A 17,119-nucleotide genomic window follows, 5' to 3' on the forward strand; every position below is an offset into this window, starting at 1 on the left:
GGTCAAGAATCTCGCTTACTGGATTTGTCGCCACAGGATGCGCCGGCTACCACCGCCGGGCCTTTCCACCAGGGTGCTGATGCCACCCCTGGAGTCACTGATGATCTTGCGGGCGCCATTGCTGGCAACTCCGCCGAGGCTGGGTACGGTGCCGACGTAGCGCACGCCGCTGGAGGGCTGGTCCTGGTCATCCACGACCCCGTCGCCATTGGTGTCGAGCACCGCAGCGTCGAGCATCTTACCGCTGAACGCCTCCAGCTCGATCAATTTCCCACTGCCGGCACTCGAACAAGGGTCGTCGGGCTCCAGTTGCAGGGTGCTGAACACCACCCTGCCGGCCACCAGGGTCGCCTCGTTGAGCACCCGCTCGCCGGCTGCCAGGCCACCTTGTACCAGGGGCAGGTACCAGCCGCGCTGCGCCGGATAACGCACCTCGTTGAGGGTGCTGCGCAGGAAACTGCCGGCCGCCGCGCTGAACCCGGCCTCAAGGTGCTGCACCTGCAACTGACTTTCGCCAATGCCCCCAGGACCGCCCTCGGCGTCCCACACGCCATAGAATCCCTGGCGCGCCCGGCTTTGCTTGTCCCGGGTCTCGTTGAGCTTGCCCGTACCGAACAGCACCAATTGGCCACCACGGGGATGATCGAGCAGGCGCGGCGGTACGCTGATCGGCTGGCTGGCGCCTCCCGCGGTGCGGAACAAGGGCTGCCCGGCAAATGCCAGATGCCAGCTGGCGCTATCGTTGCCGGACAGCTCGAATTTCCACAGTCGCCCCTTGAGGTCGCCCGCATAGGCCGCCTGCACTTCGTTGCGTGCATTGACCTTGAGGGTGACGGACGACAGGCCATTGTCAGGCTGGTCGTCAATGGCGATCTCGCGAATCAGCGAGCCATCATTCAGGTCCACCACATACAGCGCTGCCACCCCGGAATGGCTGCCGTAGCCATTGCCGATGAAGGCCGCCCAGCGACCATCGGCCAAGCGCGCTACCTGTGGGCGGGCATAGGCATACCCCAGGTCATTGAAAGGATGATTGCGGTCCGGCTCGGGAGGAGCGCCGATTTCCCACAAGGCGCCAGGCGTATTGCCGTGCACGGCGTCGAACAGACGCACCGCAAAGAAACTCTTGCCGCCCGCCCCGACGCCCCCCAGGGCCAGGGTTTGCCAGGCACCGCCCCGCTGCCCATCGAACACCGCCAGGGGACCATCCACCAGATAGCGATGGCGCTCGCCCCGCCGATAACCGGGATCGGCGACCTGCGCCAGGGCACCCAACGCGCTGGAGGGCATGTAGCCATACAGGCGCTCCCCGCTGGCCGGGTCCAGCACATTGAACAACCCGTCATTGCTGTTCACCAACAAGCGCGTCGCCATGGCCGTGGCTTTCTGTGCCAGGTAACGGCTGTAGTCGCCCCCGGCAGCCCCATCGACAGTACTGCGCTGCCCGGCAGTTGCCAGCACCAGCGGCGAATTGACGATATCTCCCAACTGATAGCGGCGCTCCCTGAGCCCGCTCACGGAGCGGCCCTGGCTCCAGCGCAGTAACTCGGCGCCACTGACACCTGCAGGCAACGACTGCTCAAGTTCGCCACGCTGAGCGGTGGACAAGTTGCCGTAGGCCAGGCTCACCGGACGCCGGCTGGCAGTGTTCCAGGTCTCATGGATTACCGCCGCGCCGGCACCATCCACGTCACTGTCGCTGCTCCACAACGGCGAACCGACAGCCACTCGGCCCTGATTGTCGATGCCGTAGGCGCGGATCGTGCCATGCCAATCGACCGGGTCGTACTGGCTCTGGTAATAACGACCACTGGCGGCATCCAGTACACCACTGCCGGCAGTCACGGCACTGGCTACGCCTTCGCCCAGAACGCCTGCCAGCACGCGTTCAAGGTTGCTGCGGGCCTGGAAATACTCACCCTGGCCGTAGTCCGCAGCGCCCATCAGCAGAGGATTGTGGGCCTGGAAACCCACCGTGAAGGTATTCAGGTACTGACGGGGGAAATCCACCGCCGCCCAGCTTTTCCCGGCCTCATCCACTCCTGGGCCACGCAAGTCGATATCGAAGGCGAACTTGGCCAGATCATCGAGGAACAGGGTCTGCCCATCGCGCTCGCCACCATCGTTGCCGACCCCGTCCCAGTTGGGCAGGCGCCCCGCCCCCAAAGGGTCGTTGAGCGGGAACTGAGTATCGTGATCCGCCGCGCCGGCACTGATCACCACTCCGTAGTTCTTCTGGCAACGGTATTGAATGGGGCTGCTGTAGAGCGCCGGTGAAAGGTTGTAGTACGGCACCATGCCGCGCAGGTAGCGGGTGATCTCGTAGTAGGTTTCCGCCAACGGCGTATGACCGCCGGCCTTGAGGCCGTTGATTGTCGCCAGCAGGGCCTGGTAATTGGCCTCGGCCTGGGCCGGGCTCACAGCGCCTTCAATGGCCGACAGGTCGCTGATGGGACGGGCAATGTAACCCCCAGGGCCCGGATCACCCGGGGCCGGCGGGTTGAAGGTGGCCAACCCCAGGCGCAGCCAGCGATACCGGGTCACCAGGGCCGTGGCCAGCCGCCGCGCCACATTCATCCGGTAGTCGTTGGGAATGGAACCGTCAGTGAAGTCTCGCTCCCGTCCCTTGGCCTGCGCCAGTAGCCAGGACAGGTAGTCCGCGGAGTACAGCGTATTTCCAGCCCCAACCGGGTCCGGCAGCTTCAGGCAGCGCACCCCACGCTCGGGATCATGGAAGCTGTGAAAGCCTGCCCGGCACCCCGACTCTCCGAGGCTGGACAAGGCAATCGCCTGGCCTGCAAGTCGCTCACCCCGAGCACACTCGCCCCCCACTCCGGCACAGCGCCAGACCGCAGCCCGGGCGAGCAGCGGATCGAACTCCCGGGCATGGACAATGCTGTTCATGCCCAGGGAGTCATCCAGCATCAGCATCACGTTCGGCGCCACCGCCGCGGCACCAAGAAGCGGGGTGCTGGCAGGATTGAACGCCATGGCTAGAGGTACCGGCAACAGGCTCAGCAGCAGCGCGCCCAGGCTTCGCCAGCCAGGCCGACGCATGCCCCGATCAATACTTGGCATAGATGCTCTCCAGCACACTGCGAGATTGCCCGGCCAGACCGACAGCGGTCACGCGATACAAGGTGGCTGGAGTATTGCTCGGCACATTCACCGCATCCTGTGAAACACCGAGGTTCTGCACCCCGTAGAAGCCAGAGCCGCTAGCGATCCACAGCACCGCCGAAGCAGCATTGACTCCCGGAGCCTTGACCAGCGCTGATTCGGCGGGAGGCGCACACTGAGCAGGGCTGGCACATACCGGCAAGCGAAAATCATCCTGCTGCACCGCACTCTCCCCCACACGCAGCGCGGCTTCGGCGGCCTGGAATGCGCGGTTGTGCAGAGTCAGGCTGGCGGCCATTTTTTCCTGCAGGGTGGCGTTCTGCAGCGACGAGAGCCCGATCAGGGTCAGCAGCAACAGGAACACCAGGCTGACCAGCAACGCCATGCCCCGCTGCCCGAGAGGAACCCGACCTCGCAAGCGCGTCATCAGGGCAACCTGTTGCGCAGGGCCGCGACCACGCTATAGGTCTGCGGGCGCACGCGGTCATGGGGGTCGACCAGGGTCAGGCGCAAGCGCACACTGCGGATCCGTTCCGGGTCCAACGGGTTGCGACTGTAGCTGGAGGCGGCAATGTCGGTGGCCGAACGGGCCATGCCGAAACTCACATCAAAGGCTTCGACGTTGTCCAGCAGCACCGCTTGCTGCTTGCCAAGGCCGCTGCCCAGCAGCAACTGGCGATTCTTCAGGCTGTAGAACAGCCGGCGCAGGGCGAACACCTGCTCAGCGCCGGCCCCTCGATGAGCGCCTGAATAGGCTACGGCGCTGTGCTGGCAGTCGCTGACCAGGCTCCAGGTCGGCGTACCGCCATCGTCCCCGACATCGGCGGTGATCAGGGTCAGTTTCTGCTCGGCGTTGTCCCATTGGATCGGTGTCGCCGCATAGTGCGAGAACTCCCGTGCCGTGCTGGCATCACTGATGGTCCGCAGGCAACCGAACAGCCCCACCATGCGGATTTCCTGAAGCATCTTGCTCAGGACAAAGCGAGCATCCTCCTGCAGGTAGGCGGCAGCGCTCTGACTCTGGTAGGTGTTCTTCGCCGCAATGAATACCTGGGCCACCCCCAGTACCAGCACCAGGCTCAAGGCCAGTGCCAGCATCATCTCCACCAGGCCGAAGCCACTATCGGCCCGGTTCACGGCAAGCCTCCCGGTTGCGCTGCAACCCGGCTGCTGAGCTCCAGGCTACGCAGGCTGCCCCCCCGGCCTTCGGCACGGGAGTCGTCCCAGGTGATGCGAATGGTGTAGACATGCTGCTTGACGCTGATGCTGCCCTTGCCGCTGGGGCCGGCGAAGCTCGCGATATTGGCGGCGAAGTCGTACAGGTCCTGATCCCGCACATTGCCCGGGTTTCCCTCGGCCGGCATCGCCACGCTGTAGTCGGCGGCGGCGTTGGCGCGGATCCGGTCGAGCATGTCATAGGCGATAAAGCTGGCCTGGGTGCTCATCCGCGAGCTGTCGGTGTACTGCAGCGCCTTGATCTGCACCGCCGCCGCACCCAGCAGGCCCACCGCCAGTATCAACAGCGCCACCAGCACCTCGATCAGGGTCATGCCATCCTGTGCATCCCGCACGTTCATCCGCAGTTCTCCGCTGCTATCACCCGCCCATTGAGACAGACACTGATCACCCGCCGCTGCTGGTCCAGTCCATAGACGATGTGCAGCGCATCACTGGCCGCCAAGCCGCCGAGGCGATTGAAATCGATGCTGTGGTCATCTGAGGTTAGCGTCAGGGTGGCCCCCGGACTGATGGCTGGAACAACCCGCAATACATCGCCTCCGGGGTCCTGCCCCGCATACACCATCAATTCGCCGTTCCAGGGAGCGTCCTTGGCAGCCGGGCGAATCCCGACCCTCTGTCGGCGATTGATCGCTTCCAACCGTGCGTAAGCCAGGGCCTGACGTAGTTGATTGATCTCGGTGTCGGCACGCACTCGCTGCACGGTGGCGCGATAGGCTGGCACCACCAGGCCCAGAAGAAGGGCCGTGATCGCCAGGGCGACGAGCAATTCCAGCAAGGTGAAACCCTTTGTATGCAAATTCATGGCCGGCCTTGGAAGTGTCATCGGCTATAACAGGCAGCGCCCGGACCCTCCATAGACCGGCGCTTTGGCCATTTGCTCAATGAACACGCACGGATTGCGTGAAACCGTCGTCCCCAGGGAGGGAGACCCCATGCATGAGAAAGGCTTCAGCCTGATTGAACTGCTGACCGCACTGCTTCTGCTGGCCCTGCTGCTGCCGCTTTCCGGTAGCGCCATGAGTGAGCTGCTGCGCTCCAATCGCCAGCAGGACGCCGCGCAGATGCTCGCCAGTGGCCTGCGCAACGCCCGGGCGGCAGCGATCCTGCACCAGCGCACGGTCCTGATCCATGGGCTGGAGGACGACTGGAGCCGGGGCTGGAGGATCATCCTGGATATCAGCGGCAAGGGCGCCCAGGACGCACGCAACCCGCAACTGATCGAGCGCCAAGGCAGTGGGCAGGTATTGATCGTGGGCAATCGCCCGGTGCAGCACTTCGTGCGCTTCAGTGCCCTGGGCCATCCGCTGCTGCCCAGTGGCGCCTTCCAGGCCGGAACACTCCATGTCTGCCAGGCAGGCCAGGAGTACAGCCGCCATCAAGTGGTGCTGTCACGTAGCGGGAGGGTCAGCCTGCGCAGCGAAAACGCCGAGCAGGCCTTGTGTGCAGGCGTCGGCTGATCAGAGCAGCGAGCGAACCCGCAGCTCTTTGGGCATGGAGAAGGTGATGTTTTCTTCGCGGCCGGCCAGCTCATCGGCGCCGGTGGCACCCCAGGCCTGCAGTTGCTGGATCACGCCACGCACCAGCACTTCCGGGGCCGAGGCGCCGGCGGTAATGCCGATGCGCTCCACACCATCGAACCAGCTGCGCTGCAGGTCTTCGGCACCGTCGATCAGGTAGGCCGGGGTGGCCATGCGTTCGGCCAGCTCGCGCAGGCGGTTGGAGTTGGAGCTGTTGGGGCTGCCGACCACCAGCACCACGTCGCATTCGTCGGCCAGTTGCTTGACCGCGTCCTGACGGTTCTGCGTGGCGTAGCAGATGTCGTCCTTGCGTGGCCCGCCGATGGCCGGAAAGCGCGTGCGCAAGGCATCGATCACCCGGCTGGTGTCATCCATGGACAAGGTGGTCTGGGTCACGAATGCCAGGCGCTCGGGGTTGCGCACCTGCAATTCGGCCACATCCTTTTCGTCTTCCACCAGGTAGATGGCGCCGCCATTGCTGGCGTCGTACTGGCCCATGGTGCCTTCGACCTCGGGGTGGCCAGCGTGGCCGATCAGGATGCATTCACGGCCGTCGCGGCTGTAGCGCGCCACTTCGATATGCACCTTGGTCACCAGCGGGCAGGTGGCGTCGAACACTTTGAGGCCACGACCTGCAGCCTCGCTGCGCACCGCCTGGGAAACACCGTGGGCGCTGAAGATGACGATGACATCATCCGGCACCTGGTCCAGCTCTTCGACGAAGATCGCTCCACGATTGCGCAGGTCTTCGACGACAAATTTGTTGTGCACCACTTCATGCCGGACGTAGATCGGCGGCCCGAAGACTTCCAGGGCGCGATTGACGATTTCGATCGCCCGGTCCACGCCGGCGCAGAAGCCACGGGGGTTGGCGAGTTTGATTTGCATGCTGTGCCTCGTGTCTTGCGCGCAAGAAGTTAGATCGTTGTAGACAGCGGATCGCCGGCAGCCGGCTCCTGGATAATAGAAGACGGCATGCCGGCGATGCTTTTAAAGCGCTTTGACGTCGATGATTTCAACGTCGAAGGTCAAGGTCTTGCCGGCCAGCGGGTGGTTGAAATCGATGGTCACCTGCGCGTCATCGAAAGTTTTGACCACACCTGGCAACTCGGTGTTCGCCGCATCGTTGAAGATCACCAGCAAGCCTTCCGAAAGCTCCATGTCCTGGAACTGCGAACGCGGGATGACCTGCACGTTCTGCGGGTTGGGCTGGCCGAAGGCGTTTTCCGGCTCGATGGTCAGGTTGCGCTTGTCGCCGGCCTTGAAGCCGAACAGCGCCGCCTCGAACCCTGGCAGCAGGTTGCCATCGCCGACCTTGAAGGTCGCCGGGGCCTTGTCGAACGTGCTGTCTACGGTGTCGCCGTTCTCCAGGCGCAATGCGAAATGCAAAGTGACTTCCGTGTTCTGACCGATGCGTTGTTCAGTCAATACCTGTTCAGTCATGAACGGCTTCTCCGGTTTTCTTGCTCTTGAACATATCCAGGGCCAGCATCACCGCGCCAACGGTAATGGCACTGTCGGCGAAGTTGAATGCCGGGAAGTACCAGCGGTTCTGCCAGTGCACCAGGATGAAATCGATCACATGGCCCAGGGCGATGCGGTCGTACAGGTTACCCAGGGCCCCGCCCAGCACCAGCGCCAGAGCGATGGCCAGCCAGGTTTCATTGCGCCCCAGACGCTTGAGCCAGACCACCAGCACCGCACTGACCGCAATCGCGATCAGGGCGAACAGCCAGCGCTGCCAGCCGGAGCCGTCGGCGAGGAAGCTGAAGGCGGCGCCGGTGTTGTAGGCCAGGGTCCAGCTGAAGTAATCCGGGATCACCACGATCTGCTGGTACATGCTCAGCGAACTTTCGAAGTGCAGCTTGCTGACCTGGTCGATGACCAGGACCAGCACGCTCAACCACAGCCAGCCCAGACGGCCGAAACGGCCTGCGGCGTTAGGCATAGTGACGGACCTCGCCTGCTCCGCTGATGTTGTCTACGCAACGACCGCAGATTTCCGGATGCTCAGGGTGCACGCCGACGTCTTCACGGCAGTGCCAGCACCGGGCGCACTTGGGGAAGGCCGACTTGACGACTTTGAGCTTGAGGCCCGGTACTTCGGTGGCCACGGCGTCCGCTGGTGCCTGGGCAAACGGGGCCAGGCTGGCGGTCGAAGTGATCAGCACGAAACGCAGTTCGTTGCTCAGCTTGGCCAGGTCAGCGGCCAGGCCATCCTCGGCAAACAGGGTGACTTCGGCTTGCAGGTTGCCACCGACGGCCTTGGCCGCGCGCTGAACTTCCAGCTCCTTGTTCACTGCAACCTTGACGGCCATCACGCCTTCCCAGTACTCGCGGCCCAGTTCGAAGTCAGCGGGCAATTCGGTCAGGCCTTCGTACCAGGTGTTGAGCATCACGGATTCGTTACGCTCGCCCGGCAGGTATTCCCACAGCTCATCGGCGGTGAAGGCCAGGATCGGTGCGATCCAGCGCACCAGCGCTTCGGAGATGTGGTACAGCGCGGTCTGCGCCGAGCGGCGCGCCTTGCTGTTGGCGCCGGTGGTGTACTGGCGGTCCTTGATGATGTCGAGGTAGAAGCCGCCCAACTCCTGCACGCAGAAGTTGTGCACCTTGGAGTAGACGTTCCAGAAGCGGTATTCGCCGTAGTGCAGCTCCAGCTCGCGCTGCAGCAACAAGGTACGGTCCACGGCCCAACGGTCCAGGGCCAGCATGTCTTCGGCCGGCAGCAGGTCGGTGGCTGGGTTGAAGCCGCTCAGGTTGGAAAGCAGGAAACGCGCAGTGTTGCGGATCCGCCGGTAGGCGTCGGCGCTGCGCTGCAGGATCTGATCGGAAACCGCCATCTCGCCGGAGTAGTCGGTGGCCGAGACCCACAGGCGCATGATGTCGGCACCCAGGGTGTCGTTGACCTTCTGTGGCGCGATCACGTTGCCCAGGGACTTGGACATCTTGCGGCCGTTCTCGTCCACGGTGAAGCCGTGGGTCAACAGTTCGCGGTACGGCGCGTGGTTGTCGATGGCGCAACCGGTGAGCAGGGACGAGTGGAACCAGCCACGGTGCTGGTCGGAGCCCTCCAGGTACAGGTCGGCCCGCGGACCGCTTTCGTGGCCCATGGGGTGCGAACCGCGCAGCACGTGCCAGTGAGTGGTGCCGGAGTCGAACCAGACGTCCAGGGTGTCGCTGATCTTGTCGTACTGGGCGGCTTCGTCGCCCAGCAGCTCAGCGGCGTCCATCTTGAACCAGGCCTCGATGCCTTCCTGCTCGACGCGCTGGGCCACTTCTTCCATCAGCTCGACAGTGCGTGGGTGCAGGTCGCCGCTTTCCTTGTTCAGGAAGAACGGGATCGGCACACCCCAGTTGCGCTGGCGGGAGATGCACCAGTCCGGGCGGTTGGCGATCATCGAGTGCAGGCGTGCCTGGCCCCAGGCCGGTACGAACTGGGTGTCTTCGATGGCTTGCAGGGCGCGTTGGCGCAGGGTGTCGCCGGCTGCCGGCTGCTTGTCCATGCCAACGAACCACTGCGCGGTGGCGCGATAGATCAGCGGGGTCTTGTGGCGCCAGCAGTGCATGTAGCTGTGGCTGATGGTTTCGGTGTGCAGCAACGCACCGACTTCGCTCAGCTTGTCGACAATGGCCGGGTTGGCCTTCCAGATGAACTGGCCGCCGAAGAACTCCAGCGATGTCGCGTAGACACCGTTGCTCTGCACCGGGTTGAGGATGTCGTCGTTGACCATGCCATAACGCTTGCAGGTCACGAAGTCGTCTTCACCATAGGCCGGGGCCGAGTGAACCACGCCAGTGCCGGCACCCAGCTCCACGTATTCGGCCAGATACACCGGCGACAGACGATCGTAGAACGGATGACGGAAATTGATCAGTTCCAGGGCCGAACCTGGAGCCGTGGCAATCACCGAGCCTTCCAGGTTGTAGCGGGCCAGGCAGGATTCCACCAGCTCTTCGGCCAGCACCAGCAGGCGTTCGCCGGTGTCGACCAGGGCATAGTTGAACTCAGGGTGTACGTTCAGCGCCTGGTTGGCCGGGATGGTCCAGGGGGTGGTGGTCCAGATCACGATGGCAGCAGGCTTGGCCAGCTTGGCCAGGCCGAAGGCGCCGGCCAGCTTGGCTTCGTCGGCGACCGGGAAGGCCACGTCGATGGTCGCGGACTTCTTGTCCTGATACTCGACTTCTGCTTCAGCCAGGGCCGAGCCGCAGTCGAAGCACCAGTTCACCGGCTTCAGGCCCTTGAACACGAAGCCGCCCTTGACCATTTCCGCCAGGGCACGGATCTCGCCGGCCTCGTTGGCGAAGTTCATGGTCTTGTAGGGATTGGCCCAGTCGCCCAGCACACCCAGGCGGATGAACTCGGCCTTCTGCCCTTCGATCTGCTCGGAAGCGTAGGCGCGGCACAGCTCGCGGGTCTGGTCCGAGGACAGGTTCTTGCCGTGGGTCACCTCGACCTTGTGCTCGATCGGTAGACCGTGGCAGTCCCAGCCAGGAACGTAAGGCGCGTCGAAACCCGCCAGGGTTTTCGAGCGGATGATCATGTCCTTGAGAATCTTGTTGACCGCATGACCGATGTGAATCGAGCCGTTGGCATAGGGAGGACCGTCGTGCAGTACGAACTTGGGACGATCCTTGCCAATCTCGCGCAACTTTCCGTACAGGCCAATGCTGTCCCAACGCTGCAGAATCTGTGGTTCGCGCTGAGGCAGGCCGGCCTTCATTGGGAAGGCGGTGTCCGGAAGGTTTAACGTGGCTTTATAGTCGGTCATTTAAGGCTCTTCATTAGCGATTGGCGCTATGGATACGTGCCACTTGGGCACGGGCGGCGGCAACATCCGCATTGATCGCCGTCTTCAACGCCTCCAGGGAGGCGAAACGCTGCTCTTCACGCAGCTTGTGGTGGAAAACCACCGTCAAACGCCGGTCATACAGATCGCCGGCAAAATCTAAAAGATGTACTTCCAGGTGGGCCTTGCCATCACCTGCAACCGTGGGTCGCACGCCGATATTGGCGACGCCGGGCCAGGTCTTGCCATCGAGCTCGACGCTCACCAGGTACACCCCGGAAAGCGGCACGCGACGGCGTTTCAACTGCACATTGGCAGTGGGCGTACCCAACTGGCGCGCCAGTTTCTGGCCGTGCAACACCCGCCCGGCAATGCGGTACGGGCGACCCAGCAGGCGCTCGGCCAGATCGAAATCGGCGGCGGCCAGGGCATTGCGGACCTGGGTACTACTCACCCGCAGGCCGTCGAGCTCGACGGTCTGCGCCGCCTCCACGGTAAAGCCGTGGGTGGCTCCGGCCTGCTGCAGGAAGTCAAAATCACCGACCCGGTCGCAACCGAAGCGGAAGTCATCACCCACTTCCAGGTGCTGTACACCCAGGCCATCCACCAGGATTCGCTCGACGAACTCGCTGGCGCTGAGTTTGCTCAGGCGCTGGTTGAAGGCCAGGCACAGCACCCGGTCGACACCGGCGTCAGCCAGCAACTGCAGCTTGTCCCGCAGGCGGGCCAGACGCGCCGGAGCCGTCTCGGGGGCAAAGAATTCCCGCGGCTGGGGCTCGAAAATCACCACGCAGCTGGGCACGCCCAACTCGAGCGCACGTTCGCGCAGCCGGCCCAGGATAGCCTGGTGACCACGGTGAACACCGTCAAAGTTGCCAATAGTGGCGACGCAGCCCCGATGCTGGGGGCGCAGATTGTGGAGGCCTCGAACCAGCTGCATAACGCGCTTCTTGCTCATAAAGTGGTCGATTATAACCACACCCGGCGGCCGACGACAGGCAGCACCGCACCCAATGTGGTTGATCCGACAAAACCGATGCCTGCCCTGCCCTGGCGACTAAACAGCCGTCAGTTCAAGGCTTTGCGATTGAAGTCGCGCAAACGGAAGCCCAGCAGCGCCAGCATGCCGAAATATGCCAACACCCCAGCCACCACCAGCACGCCCAGGCGCAGGAACCGCTGGAGCATGTGGCCTTGATCCCAGGCCGGCATGAAATGCATCAGGCCCAGCAATACCGCGGACATGACCGCTACCGCCAACAGCAACTTCAAGGTGAACCGCCCCCACCCCGGCAGCGGCTGGAACATCTGCTGCTTGCGCAACTGGTAGAACAGCAGTCCGGCGTTGATACAGGCCCCGGCGCTGATGGCCAGGGCCAGGCCCGCGTGTTTCAGGGGGCCGATAAAGGCCAGGTTCAGCAGTTGGGTGACGATCAGCGTAAAGATGGCGATTTTCACCGGTGTACGAATGTTCTGCTGCGCATAGAAGCCCGGCGCCAGCACCTTGATCACGATGATCCCCAGCAAACCCACGGCATAAGCCACCAGCGCACGCTGGGTCATGGACGCATCGAAGGCACTGAACTCACCGTATTGGAACAGTGACACGGTCAGCGGCTCGGCGAGGATACCCAGGGCCAGGGAGCACGGCAGCACCAGGATGAAACACAGGCGCAGGCCCCAATCGAGAATCCGCGAATACTCGTGGCGGTCCTTGCTGGCGTAGGTCTTGGCCAGGGTCGGCAGAAGAATGGTGCCCAGCGCCACCCCCAGCACACCGGACGGCAGCTCCATCAGGCGGTCGGCGTAATACATCCACGACACCGAACCGGCTACCAGGAAAGAGGCGAAGATGGTGTTGATGATCAACGAGATCTGGCTCACCGAAACCCCGAGAATCGCCGGCAGCATCTGCTTCATCACCCGCCAGACCCCGGTATCCCGCAGGTTCAGGCGTGGCAGCACCAGCATGCCGATCTTCTTCAGGTGCGGCAGCTGATACAGCAACTGCGCCAGGCCACCAGCCAGCACCGCCCAGCCCAGAGCCATCACTGGCGGATCGAAATACGGCGTCAGAAACACCGCAAAAATGATCATGCTGACGTTGAGCAGGGTCGGCACGAAGGCCGGCACCGAGAAACGATTCCAGGTATTGAGGATTGCCCCGGCCAGAGACGACAGCGAGATCAGCAATATATAAGGAAAGGTCACCCGCAACAGGTCAGAGGTCAGGGCGAACTTTTCCGGAGAGTCGACGAACCCCGGTGCCGTGGCCCAGATCACCCAGGGCGCGGCGATGATGCCCAAAGCCGTCACCAGCGCCAGGACCAGGGTCAGCAGACCCGAGACATAGGCAATGAAGGTACGGGTCGCCTCTTCCCCCTGCTGGCTCTTGTATTCCGCCAGGATCGGCACGAACGCCTGGGAGAACGCTCCTTCGGCAAAGATGCGCCGCAGCAGGTTGGGCAGCTTGAAGGCAATGAAGAAGGCATCGGTGGCCATCCCGGCACCGAAAGTGCGCGCGATGATGGTGTCACGCACAAACCCCAGTATCCGGGAAAGCATCGTGATAGAGCTGACGGCGGCCAACGACTTGAGCAGGTTCATGAAAAGGTTTTGCGCCTTGTAGATAAACAGCAGGCGAAAAGACACCCACTTATGCGATACTCCGCGCCGCAACAGCACAGAGCCAAAGCTCGCGAGTTTACAGGTCAAGCGCCGGAAATAAATATCCCGCCTCTTCAGATCGACCACTCAGCGGAACGCATCACCCGCCCTTGACAAGACTTCAACTCATCGGCATGATTCGCGGCCTATTTTGTTTGCTATTTCCCAAAAAGTCTTTCGAGGAGCTCGACGGTGGCCAACTCACCTTCCGCCAAAAAACGTGCAAAACAGGCTGAGAAGCGTCGCAGCCACAACGCCAGCCTGCGTTCCATGGTTCGTACCTACATCAAGAATGTAGTTAAAGCCATCGACGCAAAAGACGCTGAAAAAGCGCAAGCTGCTTATGTTCTGGCTGTGCCAGTTATCGACCGCATGGCCGATAAAGGCATCATCCACAAGAACAAGGCTGCTCGCCATAAAGGTCGTCTGAATGGCCACATCAAGGCTCTGAACCTTGCCGCTGCAGCCTAAGCGACACGCTTGTTAAAAAACCGACCCAAGGGTCGGTTTTTTATTGCCCGCGATTTACCCACCCGGCAAACCAGCCCCGCCTTCAACAGAGGGCCAGCATGCCAGGAGAAACTCCGTTACGGGTGCGGCCAGGGCAGGATCGGGATAGCCGTCACCGCATTCTGCGGACTGCCCTCGATCAGGCGATCGCTGTAGACCAGGTACACCAGGGTATTGCGCTTCTTATCCAGAAAACGCACCACCTGCATGGTCTTGAATACCAGCGAGGTGCGCTCCTTGAATACCTCGTCGCCATCCTTGAGCTCACCCTTGAACGCAATAGGCCCCACCTGACGACAGGCAATGGAGGCCTCCGCACGATCTTCCGCCAGACCCAGGCCACCCTTGAGCCCACCCGTCTTGGCTCGCGACAGATAGCACGTCACCCCATCGACCTTGGGATCATCGAACGCCTCGACCACGATCCGGTCATTCGGCCCGACAAACTTGAACACCGTGGACACCTGGCCAATCTCCTCGGCCGAAGCCATGAACGGCATCGCCAAGAGCAAGCCCAACAATCCTTTTGCTACGCGCATACGCTTTTCCTTACGCCACTTACACCAGAATCAGGTTATCGCGGTGTACCAGTTCAGGCTCCGCCATATACCCCAGGACACCGACAATAGCGTCGGACGGCTGACCAATGATCTTCTGCGCCTCAAGCGCACTGTAGTTGGCCAGACCACGAGCAATCTCACGACCATCCGGCGCTACGCACACCACCATCTCACCACGCCGGAAACCACCCTGGACCTGCTTGACCCCCACCGGCAACAGGCTCTTGTTACCCTGGGACAGAGCCGACACCGCCCCCTCATCCAGCACCAGGGTGCCGCGGGTCTGCAGATGCCCGGCCAGCCACTGCTTGCGCGCCGCCAGCATGCCGCGCTCCGGCGACAGCAAGGTGCCGATGCGCTCGCCAGCCTTGAGGCGGTCCAGCACGCGATCCAGACGCCCACCAACGATGATCGTATGCGCCCCGGAACGCGCAGCCAGCCGCGCCGCACGCAACTTGGTCTGCATGCCGCCACGCCCCAGCGCACCGCCCGTACCACCGGCCACCGCATCCAGCGCCGGGTCGTCGGCCCGCGCCTCATAGATCAGCTGGGCATCAGGATTGTTACGCGGGTCGGCATCGAACATGCCGTCACGGTCGGTAAGAATCACCAGCAGATCAGCCTCAACCAGGTTGGCCACCAGCGCCGCCAGAGTATCGTTGTCGCCAAAGCGGATCTCGTCGGTCACCACGGTGTCGTTCTCGTTGATCACCGGGATCACCTTGAGTTCCACCAGGGCACGCAAGGTACTGCGAGCATTGAGGTAGCGCTTGCGATCGGAGAGGTCGTCATGGGTCAGGAGAATCTGTGCAGTATGCCGGCCATGCTCGGCAAAGCTCGACTCCCAGGCCTGCACCAGCCCCATCTGGCCGATGGCCGCAGCGGCCTGCAACTCATGCATCGCACTCGGTCGTGCGGTCCAGCCCAGGCGACTCATGCCGGCCGCTACAGCACCGGAGGAAACCAGTACCAGCTCGACGCCAGCCTCATGCAAGGCCACCATCTGCTCCACCCACACACCCATTGCCGTGCGATCCAGCCCCTTGCCGTCCGCCGTCAGCAGCGCACTGCCGATCTTAACGACCCAGCGCTGCGCACCTGTCACCTTGCTCCGCATCTTATTCAACCTTTGCCAGCGAGCGACGCGACCGAGCGCCACTCATGGGGTTATTCGTATTTGTATCCTGCAGACACCAAAACGCCGCTCAAATGAGCGGCGCCTTGGAAGCTGGCTTGGCAGCGATGATAACACCGCACCCTGCCAGATAAACCGTCTTCGCGGGGCAAGCCCGCTCCTGCCGAATCAGTCGCGGACGTAAATGATTTCCGGACCATCCTCATCGTCAACGTCTTCTTCGTCCCAGTCATCATCACCGATGTCATGGACGCTCTTCACGCCACTGCGGCGCAGAGCACGCTGATCGTCGAGGGCTTGCAACTGGGCACGCGCCTCGTCTTCGATGCGCTGATCCAGCTCAGCCAGCTCGTCGGCATAGGCAGGGTCGGCTGCCAGGCGATCGGCACGATCCTCCAGGTAACGCATGATGTCGCGGCTCAGGCGCTCGGTACCATCCTTGGAGATGGCCGAGATCACGTATACCGGCCCCGTCCACTCCAGGCGATCAACGATTTCCTTGACCCGCTCTTCACGCTCTTCCTCGAGGATCTGATCGGACTTGTTCAGCACCAGCCAGCGCTCGCGCTCGGCCAGGGACGGGCTGAACTTCATCAACTCATTGACAATCACCTCTGCCGCATCCGCCGGGCTGCTTTCATCCAGCGGCGCCATGTCCACCAGATGCAACAGGATGCGCGTACGCGCCAGGTGCTTGAGGAAGCGAATCCCCAGGCCAGCACCATCGGAAGCACCCTCGATCAGACCCGGAATATCGGCGATCACGAAGCTCTTCCAGCGATCGACGCTGACCACACCCAGGTTCGGCACCAGGGTGGTGAACGGGTAATCGGCCACCTTCGGCTTGGCCGCGGACACCGAGCGGATAAAGGTACTTTTGCCCGCATTCGGCAAGCCCAGCAGACCCACGTCCGCCAACACCTTCAGCTCCAGCTTGAGATCACGCTGCTCACCCGGCTTGCCCGGAGTGGTCTGGCGCGGCGCACGGTTGGTACTGGACTTGAAACGGGTATTACCCAAACCGTGCCAGCCGCCCTGCACCACCATCAACCGCTGGCCAGCCTTGGTCAGGTCGCCAATGACTTCCTGAGTGCCCGCATCAATGATCGTGGTACCGACCGGAACCCGCAGCTCCAGATCCTCACCCTTCTTGCCGGTACAGTCGGTACTGCCGCCGTTGGAGCCGCGCTCGGCATCGAAGTGCCGGGTGTAGCGGTAGTCCACCAGGGTATTGAGGTTTTCGTCGGCGACCATGTAGATCGAGCCGCCATCACCACCATCACCACCGTTGGGACCACCGTTCTCGATGAACTTTTCCCGACGGAAACTCATGCAACCATTGCCGCCGTCGCCAGCCTTTACTCGAATCGATACTTCATCAACAAACTTCATGTTCAAACGCCTCTCGCCACACGGGCGAGCTGAAAAGCACTAAGACATAAGACTCTTGCAAAAATGAGCGCAGCGACCTCAATCAACGACCGAAACATCCAACGCTGGCAGCTCGTACAAACAGTTTTGCAAGAGACTCATCCCACAAACGAAAAAGCCCCGTCGCGAGACAGGGCTTTTCCAGCG

16 protein-coding genes are annotated in these 17,119 nt (G+C 62.5%); 2 read left to right on the forward strand and 14 right to left on the reverse strand.

Annotated features, from left to right (window positions below):
- Positions 1–15 precede the first annotated feature (15 nt).
- The 5 genes from AC1RCO_RS23920 to AC1RCO_RS23940 are packed head-to-tail and all read right to left on the reverse strand — an operon-like array spanning position 16 to position 5,164.
- Complete coding sequence (locus AC1RCO_RS23920) at positions 16–3,078, reverse strand: pilus assembly protein (protein ID WP_492618108.1); 3,063 nt, start codon at positions 3,076–3,078, stop codon at positions 16–18.
- Positions 3,065–3,547 (reverse strand): pilus assembly PilX family protein, encoded by a 483-nt coding sequence (locus tag AC1RCO_RS23925; RefSeq protein ID WP_246883223.1) that lies wholly within the window; start codon positions 3,545–3,547, stop codon positions 3,065–3,067. The genes AC1RCO_RS23920 and AC1RCO_RS23925 overlap by 14 nt, the downstream gene beginning before the upstream one ends.
- Complete coding sequence (locus AC1RCO_RS23930) at positions 3,547–4,257, reverse strand: PilW family protein (RefSeq protein ID WP_174395143.1); 711 nt, start codon at positions 4,255–4,257, stop codon at positions 3,547–3,549. Before AC1RCO_RS23930 ends, AC1RCO_RS23925 begins: the two co-directional genes overlap by 1 nt.
- Positions 4,254–4,697, reverse strand: coding sequence for a type IV pilus modification protein PilV (gene pilV / locus AC1RCO_RS23935; protein ID WP_410036955.1), 444 nt, complete (start codon positions 4,695–4,697; stop codon positions 4,254–4,256). Before pilV ends, AC1RCO_RS23930 begins: the two co-directional genes overlap by 4 nt.
- Positions 4,694–5,164, reverse strand: a complete 471-nt coding sequence (locus AC1RCO_RS23940) for a GspH/FimT family pseudopilin (protein ID WP_492618109.1) — start codon at positions 5,162–5,164, stop codon at positions 4,694–4,696. The genes pilV and AC1RCO_RS23940 overlap by 4 nt, the downstream gene beginning before the upstream one ends.
- A gap of 130 nt (positions 5,165–5,294) precedes the next feature.
- Between AC1RCO_RS23940 and AC1RCO_RS23945 the strand changes: the two genes are divergently transcribed.
- Positions 5,295–5,819: a GspH/FimT family protein gene (locus tag AC1RCO_RS23945; protein ID WP_492618110.1), complete on the forward strand. Its 525-nt coding sequence runs from the start codon at positions 5,295–5,297 to the stop codon at positions 5,817–5,819.
- Here the strand turns inward: AC1RCO_RS23945 and ispH are convergent, their stop codons facing one another.
- From ispH to murJ, 6 genes are all read right to left on the reverse strand, one after another.
- A complete protein-coding gene (gene ispH / locus AC1RCO_RS23950; RefSeq protein ID WP_011063546.1) occupies positions 5,820–6,767 on the reverse strand; it encodes a 4-hydroxy-3-methylbut-2-enyl diphosphate reductase in 948 nt (315 codons plus the stop codon).
- Between the two features lie 102 nt (positions 6,768–6,869).
- Entirely contained in the window at positions 6,870–7,322 is a 453-nt protein-coding gene (gene fkpB / locus AC1RCO_RS23955) for an FKBP-type peptidyl-prolyl cis-trans isomerase (protein WP_011063547.1), read from the reverse strand.
- Positions 7,315–7,827 carry a signal peptidase II gene (lspA, locus tag AC1RCO_RS23960; protein ID WP_011063548.1) on the reverse strand — a complete coding sequence of 171 codons (513 nt, stop codon included), beginning with the start codon at positions 7,825–7,827 and terminating at the stop codon, positions 7,315–7,317. Before lspA ends, fkpB begins: the two co-directional genes overlap by 8 nt.
- Entirely contained in the window at positions 7,820–10,651 is a 2,832-nt protein-coding gene (gene ileS, locus AC1RCO_RS23965; protein ID WP_011063549.1) for an isoleucine--tRNA ligase, read from the reverse strand. The genes lspA and ileS overlap by 8 nt, the downstream gene beginning before the upstream one ends.
- Before the next feature lie 13 nt (positions 10,652–10,664).
- Positions 10,665–11,609 (reverse strand): bifunctional riboflavin kinase/FAD synthetase, encoded by a 945-nt coding sequence (gene ribF, locus AC1RCO_RS23970; RefSeq protein WP_041119943.1) that lies wholly within the window; start codon positions 11,607–11,609, stop codon positions 10,665–10,667.
- 128 nt (positions 11,610–11,737) lie between these two features.
- Positions 11,738–13,276 carry a murein biosynthesis integral membrane protein MurJ gene (gene murJ, locus AC1RCO_RS23975; protein WP_492618111.1) on the reverse strand — a complete coding sequence of 513 codons (1,539 nt, stop codon included), beginning with the start codon at positions 13,274–13,276 and terminating at the stop codon, positions 11,738–11,740.
- Positions 13,277–13,528: 252 nt separating this feature from the next.
- Here murJ and rpsT point away from each other — a divergent pair, with 252 nt between their 5' ends.
- Positions 13,529–13,807, forward strand: coding sequence for a 30S ribosomal protein S20 (gene rpsT / locus AC1RCO_RS23980; protein ID WP_007924739.1), 279 nt, complete (start codon positions 13,529–13,531; stop codon positions 13,805–13,807).
- A gap of 116 nt (positions 13,808–13,923) precedes the next feature.
- Here the strand turns inward: rpsT and AC1RCO_RS23985 are convergent, their stop codons facing one another.
- From AC1RCO_RS23985 to cgtA, 3 genes are all read right to left on the reverse strand, one after another.
- Positions 13,924–14,385 carry a CreA family protein gene (locus AC1RCO_RS23985; RefSeq protein WP_011063552.1) on the reverse strand — a complete coding sequence of 154 codons (462 nt, stop codon included), beginning with the start codon at positions 14,383–14,385 and terminating at the stop codon, positions 13,924–13,926.
- Between the two features lie 19 nt (positions 14,386–14,404).
- Positions 14,405–15,523, reverse strand: coding sequence for a glutamate 5-kinase (gene proB, locus AC1RCO_RS23990; protein ID WP_011063553.1), 1,119 nt, complete (start codon positions 15,521–15,523; stop codon positions 14,405–14,407).
- A 186-nt stretch (positions 15,524–15,709) separates the two neighbouring features.
- Positions 15,710–16,933 (reverse strand): Obg family GTPase CgtA, encoded by a 1,224-nt coding sequence (gene cgtA, locus AC1RCO_RS23995; RefSeq protein ID WP_011063554.1) that lies wholly within the window; start codon positions 16,931–16,933, stop codon positions 15,710–15,712.
- Positions 16,934–17,119: the final 186 nt, after the last annotated feature.

The sequence above is a fragment of the Pseudomonas sp. GW823-FHT03E05 genome (assembly GCF_058796855.1).